The sequence below is a fragment of the Acinetobacter sp. YH1901134 genome, assembly GCF_013416965.1.
Taxonomy (GTDB): Bacteria; Pseudomonadota; Gammaproteobacteria; order Pseudomonadales; family Moraxellaceae; genus Acinetobacter; species Acinetobacter amyesii.
Window position 1 is genome coordinate 13158 of the sequence record NZ_VPEW01000017.1, and the last position, 17580, is coordinate 30737.

18 protein-coding genes are annotated in these 17580 nt (G+C 39.6%); 7 read left to right on the forward strand and 11 right to left on the reverse strand.

Features of this window, described 5'->3' with window-relative positions; all coding sequences use genetic code 11:
- Window positions 1-15 precede the first annotated feature (15 nt).
- Together FTV50_RS14365 and FTV50_RS14370 are read left to right on the forward strand one after the other, a co-directional pair.
- Window positions 16-1275 carry a GTPase gene (locus FTV50_RS14365; protein ID WP_180024830.1) on the forward strand — a complete coding sequence of 420 codons (1260 nt, stop codon included), beginning with the start codon at window positions 16-18 and terminating at the stop codon, window positions 1273-1275.
- Window positions 1272-2885, forward strand: a complete 1614-nt coding sequence (locus FTV50_RS14370) for a dynamin family protein (RefSeq protein ID WP_180024831.1) — start codon at window positions 1272-1274, stop codon at window positions 2883-2885. Before FTV50_RS14365 ends, FTV50_RS14370 begins: the two co-directional genes overlap by 4 nt.
- A 46-nt stretch (window positions 2886-2931) precedes the next feature.
- Here the strand turns inward: FTV50_RS14370 and catM are convergent, their stop codons facing one another.
- On the reverse strand, window positions 2932-3849 hold the full coding sequence (gene catM / locus FTV50_RS14375; protein ID WP_180024832.1) for a cis,cis-muconate-binding transcription regulator CatM: 918 nt from the start codon (window positions 3847-3849) through the stop codon (window positions 2932-2934).
- A 102-nt stretch (window positions 3850-3951) separates the two neighbouring features.
- Here catM and FTV50_RS14380 point away from each other — a divergent pair, with 102 nt between their 5' ends.
- From FTV50_RS14380 to FTV50_RS14400, 5 genes are all read left to right on the forward strand, one after another.
- Complete coding sequence (locus FTV50_RS14380; protein ID WP_180024833.1) at window positions 3952-5061, forward strand: muconate/chloromuconate family cycloisomerase; 1110 nt, start codon at window positions 3952-3954, stop codon at window positions 5059-5061.
- A gap of 14 nt (window positions 5062-5075) precedes the next feature.
- On the forward strand, window positions 5076-5366 hold the full coding sequence (gene catC, locus FTV50_RS14385; RefSeq protein WP_180024834.1) for a muconolactone Delta-isomerase: 291 nt from the start codon (window positions 5076-5078) through the stop codon (window positions 5364-5366).
- A 201-nt stretch (window positions 5367-5567) separates the two neighbouring features.
- On the forward strand, window positions 5568-6239 hold the full coding sequence (locus tag FTV50_RS14390; RefSeq protein ID WP_180024835.1) for a 3-oxoacid CoA-transferase subunit A: 672 nt from the start codon (window positions 5568-5570) through the stop codon (window positions 6237-6239).
- A 19-nt stretch (window positions 6240-6258) separates the two neighbouring features.
- Entirely contained in the window at window positions 6259-6912 is a 654-nt protein-coding gene (locus tag FTV50_RS14395) for a 3-oxoacid CoA-transferase subunit B (RefSeq protein ID WP_180024836.1), read from the forward strand.
- A gap of 175 nt (window positions 6913-7087) precedes the next feature.
- On the forward strand, window positions 7088-8020 hold the full coding sequence (locus FTV50_RS14400; RefSeq protein WP_180024837.1) for an IS5 family transposase: 933 nt from the start codon (window positions 7088-7090) through the stop codon (window positions 8018-8020).
- Window positions 8021-8231: 211 nt separating this feature from the next.
- Here FTV50_RS14400 and FTV50_RS14405 read toward each other — a convergent pair whose 3' ends face one another.
- The 10 genes from FTV50_RS14405 to FTV50_RS14450 form a co-directional block, all read right to left on the reverse strand.
- A complete protein-coding gene (locus tag FTV50_RS14405; protein ID WP_233945547.1) occupies window positions 8232-9665 on the reverse strand; it encodes an amidase in 1434 nt (477 codons plus the stop codon).
- A gap of 216 nt (window positions 9666-9881) precedes the next feature.
- On the reverse strand, window positions 9882-10274 hold the full coding sequence (locus FTV50_RS14410) for a DUF4440 domain-containing protein (RefSeq protein WP_019836947.1): 393 nt from the start codon (window positions 10272-10274) through the stop codon (window positions 9882-9884).
- A gap of 155 nt (window positions 10275-10429) precedes the next feature.
- The gene (locus FTV50_RS14415; protein WP_019836948.1) at window positions 10430-11389 is read right to left on the reverse strand and encodes a p-hydroxyphenylacetate 3-hydroxylase reductase component; all 960 of its coding nucleotides are present in this window, start codon (window positions 11387-11389) and stop codon (window positions 10430-10432) included.
- Between the two features lie 72 nt (window positions 11390-11461).
- Window positions 11462-12415 (reverse strand): PDR/VanB family oxidoreductase, encoded by a 954-nt coding sequence (locus FTV50_RS14420; RefSeq protein ID WP_180024838.1) that lies wholly within the window; start codon window positions 12413-12415, stop codon window positions 11462-11464.
- 34 nt (window positions 12416-12449) lie between these two features.
- Window positions 12450-13187 (reverse strand): SDR family NAD(P)-dependent oxidoreductase, encoded by a 738-nt coding sequence (locus FTV50_RS14425; protein WP_180024839.1) that lies wholly within the window; start codon window positions 13185-13187, stop codon window positions 12450-12452.
- Window positions 13188-13196: 9 nt separating this feature from the next.
- Window positions 13197-13682 carry an aromatic-ring-hydroxylating dioxygenase subunit beta gene (locus FTV50_RS14430; protein WP_180024840.1) on the reverse strand — a complete coding sequence of 162 codons (486 nt, stop codon included), beginning with the start codon at window positions 13680-13682 and terminating at the stop codon, window positions 13197-13199.
- 13 nt (window positions 13683-13695) lie between these two features.
- A complete protein-coding gene (locus FTV50_RS14435; RefSeq protein WP_180024841.1) occupies window positions 13696-14973 on the reverse strand; it encodes a Rieske 2Fe-2S domain-containing protein in 1278 nt (425 codons plus the stop codon).
- A gap of 29 nt (window positions 14974-15002) precedes the next feature.
- Entirely contained in the window at window positions 15003-15518 is a 516-nt protein-coding gene (locus tag FTV50_RS14440; protein WP_180024842.1) for a nuclear transport factor 2 family protein, read from the reverse strand.
- A gap of 37 nt (window positions 15519-15555) precedes the next feature.
- Window positions 15556-16722: an acyl-CoA dehydrogenase family protein gene (locus FTV50_RS14445; RefSeq protein ID WP_180024843.1), complete on the reverse strand. Its 1167-nt coding sequence runs from the start codon at window positions 16720-16722 to the stop codon at window positions 15556-15558.
- 18 nt (window positions 16723-16740) lie between these two features.
- Entirely contained in the window at window positions 16741-17514 is a 774-nt protein-coding gene (locus FTV50_RS14450; RefSeq protein ID WP_180024844.1) for an amidase family protein, read from the reverse strand.
- Window positions 17515-17580: the final 66 nt, after the last annotated feature.

The following is a 17580-nucleotide window of genomic DNA, read 5'->3' on the forward strand; positions in this document are numbered from 1 at the left end:
TAAATAGAAAATTATATGGATATTCGTATTTTTGATGCAGCACAAAATGAAATTTTAGCCATTCTTCCAGAGCGAAATAGGACTTTGGCTCGGCTTCGTGCCATCTTATTAGCAGGACAATTTCCCACCGTGACGGTGATTGGCAAATATAACCACGGTAAAAGCCGACTTTTAAATGAACTCATTGGCGATGACATTTTCTCTGTTGCAGATAAACGTGAAACCGTCACCCTATCTGAACATTTAAAGCATAATATTCGCTGGTTAGATGCACCAGGTTTAGATGCTGATGTCGCAGCCATTGACGACCAATATGCGCAAGATGCGATGTGGACCGAAGCGGATATCCGCTTAATGATCCATTCGGTTCGTGAGGGTGAATTCGATCCGTATGAATTACATTTATTTCAGCAATTCAAACAGGATGAACAGCAAACACGGCGCCAAAGCGTACTCGTGTTGACACAAATCGACCAAGCACCAGATGCAGATGTTTTAGCACATATTATTGACAGTATTAAGAAACAAGCGCCAGATGCCAATGTTCTGCCTGTTTCTGCAACGCGTCATCGCCAAGGCTTAGTCAATTCTAAACCACTCCTAGTTCAACGCAGTGGTATTCCAGAACTAAAGCAAAAGCTCAACAGCATGATTGAAAAAGTATCAACAGTACGCCAGTTTGAAAAAAATAAGATCTTTACTGAACTTAAATCAGAAACATCTGAATTGCAAAATTCGATTCAAACCAATATCCATCAAGTTACTGCAACACTTGAACAGCAATCTGAATCCTTTTTACATGATCTCAATCAAGTGCTAGACAAAGTTCGTGAGGATTTACAGCCCATTCTGCAGATTTCAGGAAAAGACGATTCTTTAGAACCAGATTCCTTTGCCAATATGTATAAAGTGACTGCGGGTAAACGAGATCGTAACCGTATTCAAGTAGCGTATTCTCGCGCTTGTATCGAAATCAACAGTCACTTAGTACGATATGGTGTGATTGGTTTATCTGATACACAAAAAAGTAATGTCCGTAGTTTGGATACTGTAATGGTTGCGGTCATGGGGGTTTCGGTCAAACTGCGTAAGGATTTAAAACTTATTTTTGACGAAGAATCAGGTCGTGATCGTTTGCGACGTGAATTCACACACTATTTTGAAGTCTCGGCCGATCGCATGCAATTGAAAAACCAACTGCAGAATCTAGAGCAACGACTTCAACTCATTGTACAAGCCCAACAAGCAACAGAAACTTTGGAGGGAGCATTATGAGTACTGATTTGATTCAAACTTCGATTGAAAGTCCAATTCAACATTTGATCCAAAGTTCCGATGCTTTCGATCAGTCTGAGCAAGATATTCTACCGCATTTAAATAAAATGCAGGCTTGGCATCAGCAACTGGCAACCAATCTAAATGAACGACGTTTAAACAGTAACGGATTGAGTTCATCCAGCCAAATATCTACTGCGATTGTAGCTTTAAATACCCAACTTGAACATTATCTAAGTTACTGGGAAACACATCTAGATCGACTCAAAGATGCACATTCTGTTGCTGAACATTTTGAAGATAAAATCATTTTACTGATTTTTGGCAAATTTAATGCTGGTAAAAGTTCATTATGTAATGTCTTGGCTGAAAGTTTCCGTAGACGACAACAAAGCGTTGATTATTTTTATCTCGATGCTGGAAATATCATCGAAAGTGATAAACCTTTAAAAGAAGGTGCCACAGAGACTACCTCACGTTTACAAGGTGTTTGCCTCGGTCATAATTTAATTTTATTAGACACGCCTGGACTGCATTCTGTAACTCCCCAAAATGCCGAACTAACTCAACGGTTTTTAGACAGTGCCGATGGTGTTTTATGGTTAAGCAGTTCATCCTCACCCGGTCAAGTCAAAGAACTCATGGCTTTGGGACAAGAGTTACGTAGGCATAAACCCTTACTGCCTGTGATTACCAGAAGTGATTATTTTGAAGAAGACGAGGTGGATGGAGAAATTTGCCAAGTCTTATGCAATAAAAATTCGGTTCAACGCAGTTTGCAGGAACGGGACGTCTACACGCGTGCCACGGCACAGCTGGTGGAAATGCAAGTTGATCCCGACTTATTACAAGCGCCAGTATCGATTTCTTCGCAAATGTTAAAAGATGCAGATTTTAAGGATCAAGCTATGCAATCCGCGGGATTTAATAGCCTATTTAATGCTCTTTTACATTTAATTGAACCCGCCTTAGCCTATAAACAGCGAAAACCTGCCGAAGCCTTACTTCATCATTTGCAGGAAGAAATATTAGCGCCGTTACAACTTGAAGTTGTGCCACAGCTCAATCAATTACAGTTGTATTTGAACAATGCAAGCAATGCATTGGCACAGCATAAGTCTCAAATCATGACGCAAACATGGCGCAGCGTTATTGCCACTTTACCGAGCCTATTAGAACAATTTGCCGAGCAGCAAGCCTTGCCTGATTTATATCGCACGCTTACACAGCAAACCAATCAATTACTGGCAGTACACATTTCAAATCATTTGGCTGATTATCAGTTGAAATTTATGCCGCTTGAGCATTTAGAGTTTTCGGAGTATTTGGCGTACGAAGTCATATATGCAGACGAGGGTATGGACGTCTTAGCCATTGGCCATGAGCGTTTATATACTGAAATTTCGAATGGTTTATTGCAGAAAATAGACAACTATTTGGATGATGTCATTGAGCAATGTCAAAACGTGCTGAGCGACATTGAAAAGCAAATTGAGACCATCAAACAGGGCTTAATCAATGATGAACAAGAACTAAAATACATTGCCGATTATTTAAGACGACCAAATTCTGATTCATCAAAAGCGAGGAATCTTTTGAATCTATCCTAAATAGGCACATTAAGGAAAACTTCAGTGCAGCTTACCTACCATTGTGTTAATCATCATTGAGTTGAACTGGCTTACCCTCTTCGGCGAATACTTCTTTGATGCATTCTAAAATATCGGGAATGTATGAACTTTGATCCATATTTCTGACCGATAATGAAATTGGCGAATAAGCTTCTAAGTCTAAAATTGGAATATAGATTAAGTTTTTCATGCCAATTTCACTGGCACTTTCAGGAATGATCGAAATCCCTTCACCAGAAGAAACCAAACCGAGTGCTAAATGAATTTCACGAACTTCTATGAGCTCTTTCGGGACTAAGCCTAATTCCGTAAAAATAGACTGAATTAATGTCGAAAAATTAGGTTTAGGCGCAATGGGATAAGAAAAGATGGATTCTTTGACAATTTGGGATAGGTAAACGCCAGTATCAATAAATTCTGCCAGATGGTGATTTTTATGCACCGCGAGTTTTAAGCGCTCTTTACGTAATAATAAACGTTTGATGGCTGGATCGGATAATCGCAATCGACCAAAACCAATATCAATCTTACCTGCTTTTAGGGCTTCAATCTGATCCCGCGTGCCACACTCGATTAACTCTACATGTGTATCTGGATGTCGCTGACGAAATAAATAAATGATTTGAGGCAACAAGGCATACAGTAAAGAACCGACGTAGCCGATCCGAACTGTCTTATCCACAGCATTGATGCGCTGCGCCATTGAGGTCGCTTGAGATGTATGCGTCAAAATTTGCACAGCATGTTCATAAAAGAACATCCCTGCCTCTGTTGTTTTAACTGGGCGCGATCCTCGTTCGAATAAGGTAATGCCTAATTCTTCTTCTAATTTTTGAATTTGTCGACTCAAAGGAGGCTGAGCAATACAGAGTTTATCTGCAGCTTTAGTAATGCTTTGTTCTTCAACAACCGTCACAAAATAACGTAAATGTCTTAATTCCATTTATATACCTTTTAAGTATTCAAAAATACCAATTTGGCTCTAGTTTAAGATATTACATTAACTTAGGGTATACAAATAGCTAAACACAGAAGATTTTTTGCAATGTATAAAACTATAGAAACATTGCTTGTTGAGATTCCAACGATCCGTCCACATAAGATGGCTGTTGCAACAATGCAAACTCAGACACTCGTACTGGTTAAAATCAGCACAGACGACGGTTTTATCGGCTGGGGCGAAGCCACCACAATTGGTGGCTTAGGCTATGGCGAAGAAAGTCCTGAAAGTGTTAAAACCAATATACAAACCTATTTCGCGCCCTTATTAAAAACGTTAAATGGTTTAAACGTCGCACAGACGATGCACATCATTAACCGTCATATTAATGGCAACCGTTTTGCGAAATGTGCCATTCAAACGGCTTTACTGGATATTCAAGCACAACGTCTAGGCCTGCCTCTTAGTGAGGTTTTAGGTGGTCGTTTGCGTGACAGTATTCCAGTGCTATGGGTACTGGCTTCAGGCAATACTGAAAAAGACATTGCTGAAGCGCAAAAGATGATTGCCAGCAAGCGTCATAATGTGTTCAAACTCAAAATCGGTTCACGCCCTGTTGAACAAGATGTTGAACACGTTTTAGCAATCAAAAAAGCCTTAGGTGATGACATTTCGATTCGGGTCGATGTCAATCGTGCTTGGTCTGAATTGACTGCCATTAAAGGCATTCAAATGCTACAAGATGGCGGTGTCGATCTGATTGAACAGCCTTGTGTGATCAACAATATTGATGCGATGGAACGCTTAACCCGTAAATTCGACATTGCGATCATGGCAGACGAATCCCTAATGGGTCCGCAAAGCGCCTATGAATTAGCAAAACGCAATGCAGCCTCTGTTTTTGCCGTCAAAATTGCACAATCAGGCGGCTTACTTGAGGGCTGCGAAGTTGGGAAAATTGCCAATCTTGCAGGTATAGATCTTTACGGTGGAACCATGCTGGAAGGCCCTATCGGCACGATTGCTTCTGCACACGTATTTTCAACCTTCAGTAATTTAGCATATGGCACTGAGTTATTTGGTCCATTATTGCTGACTGAACAAATTTTAAAAACACCACTTAAATATGAAAATTTTGAGCTACAAATCCCTACAGGTTTAGGCTTAGGTATTGAGTTGGACGAAAATAAAATCGACAACATGCGTCGTCAATAATTTAAGGAGACATCATGCTTTTCCAAGTCAAAATGGACGTACATATCCCTTTAGATATGCCAAGCGATAAAGCCAATGAAATTAAAGCTGTTGAAAAAGCTTATTCACAAGATTTACAGTGCCAAGGTAAATGGCGCCATATTTGGCGTATTACAGGTCAATATTCAAATATCAGTATTTTTGATGTTGAAAGCAATGAAGAGTTGCACAACATTTTGCAAGGTTTACCACTCTACCCGTATATGGATATTCAAGTGACTGCCTTAAATCGTCATCCTTCTTCAATTCGTGAAGATGACACCTGATTAAAAAATTAAACCATTCTCATTTTTAGGATGGTTTATCTCTCATTTATTTACTGAGATGTATTCCAGGATTTGTAAAGGTGCAGCTTGAAATAGGAGCTAATTGTAGAGTGATAACAAGCCAATAATTTTTATGCATAGGTATTTTTGAAATGATATTTACGCATAGCAATTTAAGCATATACAAATAAGAGTAGGCATATGATTGATAAAAGCTCAACATCATTAATGGATGCACTGTCCCAAATTAAAAACGGTTCAACTATCATGATCGGCGGCTTTGGTACAGCAGGTCAGCCCGCAGAACTAATTGACGGACTGATTAAGCTTGGCATCAAAGACCTCGTGATTGTGAATAACAATGCAGGTAATGGTGATTATGGTCTTGCCAAACTGCTTAAAGCTGGCTCTGTACGTAAAATCATATGTTCTTTCCCACGCCAGTCTGACTCTTGGGTATTTGATGAACTTTACCGTGCTGGAAAAATTGAATTAGAACTGGTGCCACAAGGCAATTTGGCATGTCGTATTCAAGCTGCTGGCATGGGTTTAGGCCCAATCTATACGCCTACAGGTTTTGGTACGCTTTTAGCTGAGGGTAAACCGACACTCAATTATGAAGGCAAAGACTTTGTTTTAGAAAATCCAATCAAAGCCGACTTTGCTCTCATTAAAGCGCATCAAGGCGACCGTTGGGGTAGCTTGGTTTACAACAAATCGGCACGTAACTTTGGCCCAATTATGGCTATGGCTGCTGATGTGACTATTGCGCAAGTATCTGAAGTGGTTGAACTGGGTGGTTTAGATCCAGAACATATCATCACCCCAGGGATTTTTGTTCAACACATTGTTCAAGTTACACCTGCTCAATAATTGGATACGGAGATTTAAGATGAGTTATACCAAATTAAGCCGTGATCAAATTGCTGAACGTGTGGCCCAAGATATTCCAGATGGTGCTTATGTGAATTTAGGCATTGGTTTACCGACGAAAATTTCGAATTATTTGCCTTCAGACAAAGACGTATTTTTACATTCTGAAAATGGCCTATTGGCTTTTGGTCCACCTCCAGAAAAAGGTCAAGAAGACCCTGAGCTGATTAATGCGGGCAAAGAATTTGTCACTATGCTGACTGGCGGTGCATTTTTCCATCACGGAGACTCTTTTGCCATGATGCGTGGTGGTCACTTAGATATTGCTGTACTCGGTGCATTCCAAGTGGCTGAAAATGGCGACTTAGCCAACTGGCATACAGGCGCTCCCGATGCCATCCCTGCTGTGGGCGGTGCAATGGACTTGGCTGTAGGTGCGAAGAAAGTCTTTATCACCACAGATCATGTAACCAAAAAAGGCGAACCAAAAATTGTCGCGGAATTAAGCTACCCTGCTACTGGCTTGAAATGCGTAGACCGTATTTATACCGACCTTTGCGTTATTGATGTAACGTCTACAGGCATGACCGTGATTGAAAAAGTGGACGGTATGAGCTTTGAAGAGTTGCAGTCGATGACTGGTGCAAAATTGGTGGATGGGACATCTAAATAAAAAAGGAAGTCCCCCTTTTACAAAGGGGGATTTAGGGGGATTTTTCGAATAAATCATCTTTTTAAAATCCCTCCCAACTTCCCTTTAAAAAGGGAGGAGCTTTCAGTTAAGGATTTAAAAAGGCTTTGTTGCACAAACCTATCTGTAAAGGCTTTTTCAGCGATATCATTTTCAAATGAAGAAGCCTACACACAAAATCTACCGCACAACCAATTGGCCCGCATATAACCGAGCACTCATGAGTCGCGGAAATATTGCCCTTTGGTTTGATCCTGCTACGCAATGGTATACGCCATCAAAAGGCAAACAAGGGCGAAATCAAACCTACTCCGACGCAGCCATCCAATGCTGCTTAATGATTAAATCCTTATTTCGTCTGTCTTTACGTATGGTTACTGGCTTTGTGCAAAGTCTGATTAAACTTTGCGGATTAAATTGGATAGCTCCAGATTACACCACGCTTTGTAGAAGACAAAAGCATATTGATATTGTAATCAGCTACCACAAAAGTAGCGATGGGCTGCATCTACTCATAGACTCTACAGGCATGAAGTTTCTAGGTGAGGGCGAATGGAAGCGCAAGAAACATGGACCTGAATATCGTCGCCAATGGCGTAAACTTCATATTGGTACAGATGCTGAAACCCTTCAAATACGCGCCATTCAACTCACTACAAATAATGTGAGTGATTCACAAGTGCTTGGTGATTTACTCGATCAGATTCCACAAGATGAGCAGATTGACTCTGTTTATACCGATGGAGCTTATGACACCAAGCAATGCCGTCAGGTCATTGCAGATCGGCAAGCGCATGCGGTGATTCCACCTAGAAAAAATGCGAAACCATGGAAAGATATAAAGAGTAGCTCGCTAGAGCGAAATGAATTACTTCGAACAGTTACACGTTTAGGCAGGACACTATGGAAAAAATGGTCAGGCTATCATCGGCGAAGTTTGGTTGAAACTAAGATGTACTGCATTAAATTATTAGGAGATAAACTCAGTACAAGGAGTTTTGATAGCCAAGTGAATGAGATACATACACGTGTAGCAGTCCTCAACAGATTTACGGAATTAGGTCGACCACTTACCCAAGTTACGCTTTAAATTTGGCTCAATTAGGGGCGTTTTGCATTTCCAATCTTTGTGCAACAAAGCCCTTACATGCCCATCTTTGCCTGTTTTGGTAATAGTCATTTTTTTCAAATAAAAAAATCATTAATCGCTGTAATAACTACCATATATTACATATTCAATATTTGTAATATCTTATTTGTTCATGTTTCAGACTTTTAAAGGTTCGCTATTTATTTAAATTTCAACCTTTAGATTGCGACAATTTAAATAGATAATCACTGTGCTCTAACAATTCATCATCTTGATGAAATTTACCCACCAGTTGAATACCGAGTGGCATGTTTTGCTGATGCGCCATAGGGAAAGTTGTTACAGGTAAACCCATGACTTGCCATGGACGGCTCATAAAAGGTTGTCCAGTTTTTTCTAAACCAAGTGGTGCAATACCCGGTGCAGCTGGTGCAATCGTGAGATCAATAGATGCCTTGTTCATCCAATTTACATAGTCTGTTTTGATTTTTTCAACGGATTGAAGATGTTCTAAATAATCAGCATGAGCCATATTCAGACCAGTATGAATAAGTTCAGTGATATATTCATCCATTAAACCCGTATGAAATTCATATTGTAAATTTCGCGCCACTTCAAATGCCATAATCTTATAATGATGATCAGCCAATGCTTTAATGTCGATATCTTCTGGGAGTTGTACAAATGTGATGGATTCACGCTGTACACTACTCATAAACCCTTTCATTGCATATTGCATTTCAGGTTCTATTTCACCTAATTGATCACCAGAATAAACGCCAACTCTTAGATTCTCTTTAGCCATTTGCTTAGAATCTAAATCACTACGTAATTGAATGATTCGTCTCATCAATAGTAGGTCAGAGAAATCATTTGCAAACATGCCCAAACTATCTAAAGATTGTGCGAGTGGTTGAATATTTCTAAGTGAAAATTCTGAATGGCTTGCTACATATGCCATGCAACCACAATATGCAGCAGGTCGTATTACGGAAGCTGCTGTTTGAGTACCTAATGCAAACGGTGTCATATGTGCAGCAACTGCCGCCGCAGAACCACTTGAAGAACCGCCTGGTGTGCGCTTCGGATCATGTGGGTTTTTCGTTTTGCCAGACTTAAAAAAAGCAAATTCGGTAGTTACCGTTTTACCCATCAAAATGCCGCCAGCCTTTTTAATTGCAATAACCACGGCAGCATCCATGTTAGGAACACGATTATTATGAATTTTTGAACCCATACGGGTTTCGATGCCTGCAGTATCTATCACATCTTTTACGGCAAAAGGTAATCCTTTTAAAACCGAATTTTTATAAAATTCCTCATTACTATAATATTGATTTAAATATTCTTTTTTTGAAATAAGAAACTGCCATGCTTGAATATCTGGATCACTTTGTTCAATTCTAGAATAAAAAGAATCAATGATCGTTTCCAAGTCTACTTCGTTTTTTTCAATCACATCTAATAATTCACTAATACTTTTACAAATCCATTGATCATGGTTCATTAATATTCTCCAAATGCTATTAATCTGAATGTATTGAAATAAATTGCTAAACCTGTGGTTTAAAATATGTATAAGCAGGCTATGGAATAAATTAAAAAATTGTTCTTCAAAGAGTTGCAAAGAATCTTTGAAGGACATTCATATGGCTAATTTCACTTTGAATTTTGGTAATAGAGTTTTTCGCATCTTTATCTGGATCTAGTGATCATTTGTATAATCCTCTCAGATAATAAATATGAAGATTTAAGATCAAGAAAAAGACGACTTTAAACAGAACTAAATGTTAATTTGTTTGAAGCGAAATAATTGAAAACATAACCACTTCAGGCTATGTTTTCTTTGAATTAAGGCTCATCAAACAAGAAATGTTTCTTGTAAATAGCGCCATAGCATTTTACCTTTTTCTTCAACCAATAAAGCCGAAGCTCTACGGCTTGTTGTTCCAGCATCACGATGATGTGTTTCTGTATAGTTTAATAAAGCTGCATCATCTTTTAGTAAAACGACTTCCGGATCTGAAATTTCAATTTTTAGATCAGAAAGATTGCCTTGATTGTTTTTAAATAGCTGTAAAACTTGTGCATATTGGATGCGCTTACCTGCTGCACCAACCATTTCAAAATCTTCACTAAAGTATTCAACCATTTGAGCCAATTGCTCATCTGTTTCTTTTGCATTGAAAACGGATTGGATCAGTTCGTGTAAAGAAACAGTACTTTGAATTACCGCTTGTTTTTCCAGTGCCATATCATGTCTCTCTTTTAATCATTTAAATTTAACTGTAATTTTCATTTAAAACTGTATTTTGTAGCTTAAATCATTTCAATCTGTTGTCGTAAATCAAAGCCAAGTTGGCAGACAAAATATAGAAAATGCCTGTCAACTTATAGATAGCTTTTGAATTAGATCACGCCTGCGATGTCTTTAAGTATTTTGATAAAAGAGTCCTGTTCATCTTTCGAGTATTTTGCTAAAACCTCGTTTTGATGACTATCCGCAATATCAAATAAATAATGCGCTGTTTTTTTACCTTTTTCAGTCAAACGATAAAAACCATCTCTTTCTTCAAGCAACCCATCTTTGGCTAAGATGGCAGCTGATTGCTCTACTTCACGCATTGGCATCGCAATATCACGTGGTAAATCATTTTTATTCGATGCAGTTCCACTGCCTAAAACCAAGAGCAACCGTGCTTCACTGGTTCTAAAACCTGTCACTAATTGCTTTGGAATATAGTCATTTTGGTAAAATTTAAATGCACGACTCATGAGATAACACACATTACTGTATAGATGCCCTTGATGCATTTCTCCGACATCTGCAGTGTCTTCAATACTATCTTTTACTTGCAATAGTGGGTGTGGTGTAACGCCAGAATATGCACCTTGGTGATAAACTAAAGGACTACGTCCTTCGTCATGGAAATTCACCACTTTCCCGACAATAATCCAATGATCTCCACCTTCTAAAATCTGGTGGCGTTCACATTCAAATACCGCTGAACAATTGTCTAAAATTGGAGCTTTACCTGCACCTTCGTGATAACTGGTACCTTCATATTTATCGATATTACGTCGTGAAAATTTGTTTGAAAGTTCAATTTGTGAACCCGATAAAATATTTACAGCGAAATGTGTCGCTTGTTCAAACACATGATAGCTTGAAGAATTTTTATCAATACTCCATAAAATCAAAGCAGGGTCGAGTGATACTGAGTTAAAGCTATTTGCTGTCACCCCCACTTTTTCACCATCAGCATTTTGTGCGGTCATGATGGTCACACCTGTCGCAAAATTCCCTAATGCACGACGGAATTTCATTGGGTCAATTTTGACATTTTCCATTGTTTTTAATGAATTCATTTTATTCACTCCTGAATCTTGTTTTCCCTATTTCCACACAAACTTGATATGCTCTATCGTTACATTAACAGCCTAAATATCAAGGACCAGCCGTGCCGATTTTGATCGTGAACAACACACTAGAATCTGTTCATTACTGGCTTTTTCTTCATCTGTAAAATACACATCACGGTGATCTGGTTCACCTTCAATCACATCACACATACATGTGCCACAAACACCTTGTTCGCACGACATTTCTATCTCAATGCCTTCACGTGCCAATGCTTGTAAAATGGTTTCTTCTGCATCCACCATGATAATTTTGCCGCTTTGTTGTGCGACCACTTCAAATGCTTCACCACCTGTTTCAATTTCAACTTGAAAATATTCTTTATGAATTTGATTTTCTGGAAAGTTTTGCGTCGCGGCTAAATTAATGACCCAGTCCATAAATCCATTTGGACCGCAAGTATAGATATGACTTTCAGGGTCTATATCTTTAATTGCCGATTCAAAAAATTCACGGTGGCTTGCACCTTCTGATTTAAAATGAAATTTTGTGAAATTTTCCAATTCACCATTTTTAATTTCATCTACAAATGCACATCGTTCTGGACTTGAACCGCAATAATGCAGCTCGAATGAGGCACCTTCTTGTGCCAATTGGTAAGCCATCGTGATCAAAGGGGTGATACCAATACCACCACCAATTAGCACGCTATGTTTCGCTTGCACCAATGGAAATAGATTTTTAGGTTCACTGACTTCAATTTCCATGCCATCTTTTAGATCATTAAATGCAGATACTGAACCACCACGTGACTCAGGATCACGTAGGATACCTAATCGAAATACCCCATGTTGGCTTGGATTTTGACAGAGTGAATATTGACGAACCATGCCATTCGGTAGATGCACATCAATATGAGCACCTGCCTCAATATTAGGCAAAGCTTTTGATGTTGCTGATTCAAACTCCATGACTGCAACATTTTCACCTTCAACTCGACGGTTTTTGACAACAACTTTATATAGTGTAGTCATGATTTTTCTCCCTCTTATACGTTATGCAAAAGGCTTAACGCATAAATAATCCACCGTTAATATCCCACGTTGCGCCAGTTACAAAAGCTGCACTCGGACTTGCCAATAAAGCACATGTTTCTGCAATAAATTCCATGCTACCTAATGCCTTTACGGGAATATTTTGTAAGAATTGTGTCATTTTCTCATCAGAAACAACACTATGTACGATTGGAGATTCCATTGGTCCCGGTGCGATTGCATTTACGGTCACACCTTTGGCAGCAAACTCTTTGGCAAATATTTTTGTCAAAGTGACGATCGCACCTTTGGTTGAAGCATAGTGAGCACCAGTTGCAGTACCGCCATTTTGACCTGCAAGCGATGCCATATTAATGATTCGTCCATAACCTTGATCGGCCATGTACTTCCCAATAATTTGGCAAGCTTGGAAAGTTCCGCGTTGGTTCACTTGCATGACCCAATCAAAATCTGAAGCAGTAATTTCTAAAACAGGTGTTGCCTTAGTCACTGTTGCGTTGTTGATTAAAACATCAAGTTTAGAAAATTTTTCCTCAATCCATTGCACTGCATTTCGAAAATCGTCCTCTACTGAAATATCTAATTTTAGAGGGAACATATTGTCAGCATTTGGACTGCGAGCCTTAGCATTTTCCGCTTTTTCCAATGTACTAGCAGATAAAATGACTTGATGACCTTGGCTTGCAAAATACTCTGCAATTACATTTCCCAGACCTGAAGCTGCACCAGTCACTAAAACAACTTGTTTCATTTTCTTCTCCTAGAGAATGTAACTGATACCCGCTAAAGTATCGGTAGAGTTAATTAAGTTAATAATTTTGCGGTTAATTTTAAAACCTTGCTCTGCATCACGAACCAAATGGAAGGTCACGTCAGCAGTATAATGTTTTAAATTTTCTTTGCGGAACTCACGCAAGTTTTGCGCACAGCGTAGAACAATTTCACCATCTTCATCTTTCAAAATGCGGATCCGTGACACACTGCGTACCGTGTTAGCTTTTGGAGAGGTGGAAATGGCCTCTCCATTTTCCAATCGTTCTATGCGTAATTTACGCATGTGATGATTGTCATAAGCATAGTTCAGATTGTTTTTGTAATCTGTCAGTGCTGGATCGATGGGAATGATATACACCCCTTTTTCATTCCAAAGGCTTAACCAAGCATCGTGTTCTGAATGGTCTAGCATGTCTGCTTCAGCCCATACAAAAGCTGTGACTTCATTTAATAGATTAATATCAATTTTCATGGCGCTCTTCTCCTTAAGCCGTCATCAACTTTTTCCACTGCTGATATGCAGCGCGCATTCCTGTTTCCGCACTCACGTCACTTTTTAAACCATCTTCAGTTTTAACTTCGCCCGGTAAGCCTCGGTTTAGCATGATCCACAGGTCTTCGCCTGCGCTTGCACCTTTTTGTACGCGTTCCCAAGCTTCTGCATCATCTGGTGTGCCAAAGCCAAATGGTCCTTGGAAATGTTCATGTAAACGCAGACGGTATTGGTTGGCGATTTGTGGTCCACCATCCATGGTAATCACTGAGTGGTGAATTTCTGTTTTGTCTACTGAAATGGGTTGCATCACACGGAAGAATGCCATTGAACATGCAATGTTCGGGAATAAGTTTAAGTTAAAGCCCGAACCACCTACAGCGCGAACAATACGGCGCACTTCAAGTTCTTCATGACCTTCATCACGTAATGCTTGAGCAAGATCTTCAAAACGCTCTTGAATTGGACGCTCCATAAGTTCTTCGTCTAGATCGACCAATTCAGGAATCATCACCATGACACTATGACCATTACCTAGGTCTTCAACAAAACCGGGTTGGTTATCAAAGTTGAATAGTTCTTCTGTTTTTTCATCGACAGAGCTTAGGAAAGATTTGTGTACCAATGGGAAGTGGTAAGCGTCCGTGGTGTTTTCTAACTGAATTTTCCAGTTTCCAGGGAAGGTAAAACGATGCTCACCCAAAACTTTTACTGGATAGCCAGCACCTTGTTTCATGAATAAATCAATCCACTTTTTCGCAGGACCAAGAAAATCTACTAGCGGTTCTACATCATGATTAAATGACGCGAAAATCATGCCGTTGTATTCTTCAACACGTAAGCTGATCAGAGGAAATTCTGATTTATCAAGACATTCGCCATAACTTTCAGGAGATGGTACGCCACGTAAGCTTCCATCAAGTGCGTAGCTCCAACCGTGATATGGACATACAAAGCTGTTGGTTTTTCCTTTTTTGTGTTCGCATACAGTGGCAGCACGGTGACGGCAACGGTTCAATAACACATGTACTTTTTTCTTACGGTCACGTACCGCAACCACAGGTTGCTTACCAATATTGATGGTTTTATAGCTACCTGCATCAGGAATTTCACTTGCGTGTGCAACCCAAACCCATGAATTATAGAAAATCTTATCCATTTCATCTTCAAAGATGGCTGGATCTTTATATAGGGAGGTATGTGCACGATCACTTTGTACCAGTGCATCATAATCACGTTCTGCATCTTGCATTGGAATTAAACTATTCATATTCACGATCCTTCTTTCTTATCCTTGGCTTAATTCTGGTGAGGTACTGGCAATTCAGCTGTACTGTTCCAGTGTGATACAGGGCGACTAAAAATATTTTCAGTTTGGAAATGTTTAATTTTCCACGCACCATCAATGTGTTGTTGAAACTTCACGCTCAGTTTTGCTGCATTTAAGTGGCTACGACCGTCGCGAAATGTTGAGGTTTGCAACATAAGCCAAGAGGCATTGGCTTGTTGTTGTTTTACATAAATCTGCTCTGAGCTGACAAAATGAGCATTCATAACAAAATGAGATTCTTTTTCGGTGTAGCTTTTGAACATGTTGTAAATGCCTTGCCAAGAGTCATAGCGACCAAAAGATTTGGAATATTTTTCTCCAACGCCTTCCCAAATACTGTCCTGATCAAATAAATCCATGAGCTCATCTAAATCAGTATTGGCATCTAAAGCATCACAGATTTCCATATAGCGATTAATGCAATTACGGATCGCTGTTTCAGCTTCGAGTTTTGCTAAGCGGTTAAAGATTACGCTCAAGTCCATGTCATTCACCGTAAAAAATCACTTGTTTTCCATATACTCATAGATATCCAGGTGTTGGTTTTAGACCAAAACTTACTGAACCCGCATTTTGTAAAGTGGCATCGCCCATGAAGGCATGCTGTGTCACCACATTGGTGTCATTCACAAATCGGCTAAATACATTGTTGGTATAAATGGCGGTCATCCCTGCCAACATTTGCATTTTGCGTGCTACACGAGCAGCTACGCGTGCGGCATGGGTACATGACAAACGCATATCACTGATTTGCTGATCTGTTGGTTTTTGACCTGCAAGAACTTCATTCCATACCACTTCCATCGTTTCATAGAACCATGTACGGGCTGCTCTAAACTCGGCTTCTACTTGAGCAAACTCATATTGAGTGACTGGCCGATTGGCAATTTCTGAACCACCTGTAATCGATGCTTTACCGGGTGCAAGTTTTTTGAATTCTTCCAAAGCTGCTGCTGCAACACCAATCCCTACTACAGTGAGCACCTGTGTTGCCAAAGACAAAGATGGATATTTAAAAAATGGTTCAGGCAATTTTGATGGCTCGCCACGAACAAATGTCCACTCTTTCGCAACCAATACATCTTCAACGACTAAGTCATGACTACCAGTGCCCTTTAAACCCACGGTGTCCCAAGTCATATCAATTTTTGCTTTACTGGCTGGCATAATAGCTAGACGAGGCAAACCTTGAATTTCATTTCCCGTTTGAGGGGAAATACCTACACCTAAGATATCAGCGCCCATACAACCGCTTGAAAACTTCCAACGGCCTTTAACAATCACACCTTCATCAGTAATTTCAGCGGGTTGTGGTGGGAAAATACCTGCTGCAAAAACGATATCAGGAGAATCTTTATAAAGAATTTTCAATGTATCTTCAGGTAAACTACCCAAATACGCAGGGCTCATGCCAAAGCTTGCCACCCAACCGACTGAACCATCTGCCATAGATAATTTTTCAATCAATTCGCAAAATTCACGCGGTGAAACTTCCAAGCCACCAAAGCGTTTTGGCACAAGCGCGCGGTATACGCCAAGCTGTTTTAACTTATCGATAATGTCTTGGCTGACATACGCTTGTTGATCAAATTCGCCAGTGATAGCTCGTTCACGAATTTCTGTACACAATGCTTCAACATCAACTGTCTGCGCATTGTCTGAACTAAATCCCTGAGATAAATCATTCATTACCTAACTCCTTGTAATTTATTGTGCTGCCTTCACGACAAATTTGGCAATTACACATAATTGTTCATCTGCATTGCGCTTAGTAACGATCTGTAGTCCGACAGGTAAACCTTGTTTTGTTTCGAGTGGAATCGATATTGCTGGGTGTCCAGATAAATTAAATGGACGCACTAAATTAGTTAAATTTAAAAATGCCACCGTATTTTCAGCATCTGCAACTTTAGGTGGAATTTGTGGCAGTGTAGGCAAAAGCAAAGCGTCAAACTTATTCAGTAATGCATCGATTTCTTGAGTAAATTCAGCTTTTACTTGTTCTGCTTGCTGCACTTGTTCCAAGGTGGTTTCGGCTGTTTTCAATAAACGTCCTTGGACATCTGCACCAATCAAACCTGTTTTGGTTAACTCACCGTAGGCTTGCCAATTTTCATAATTGATAATCTGCATACCTGCATCAAAAGCCTTTTTAAATGTTTCGACTTCGACTTGCTCGACCTGTAGATTGGCTTGGCTTAAATAGTCTTGAATACATTCGATCACTTCAGAATTTGCCTGCACATTGAGCCAAGCGAATTTTGAGGCTGTACTAAATGATGTTTCTAAGGTTTGCGCTGTAATCGTACAGTCCGCATTTAGAATATATTCGACCATGTCAGCATTTCGAGCTGCTGGCGTAGTATCTTCCAAGGCACGGCTGCCGGAAATTGTTTTAATACCTTGAATATCTATAGAATCTTTCACCATCACGGTTAATTTACCTGATCCTAATTGAATATTTTTCTCCACAATATTCATTCACTTTTCCATGTATTTTTATCCTTAAATTAAATATCGTAAAATTCCGTGTAATTGTCAAGCGAC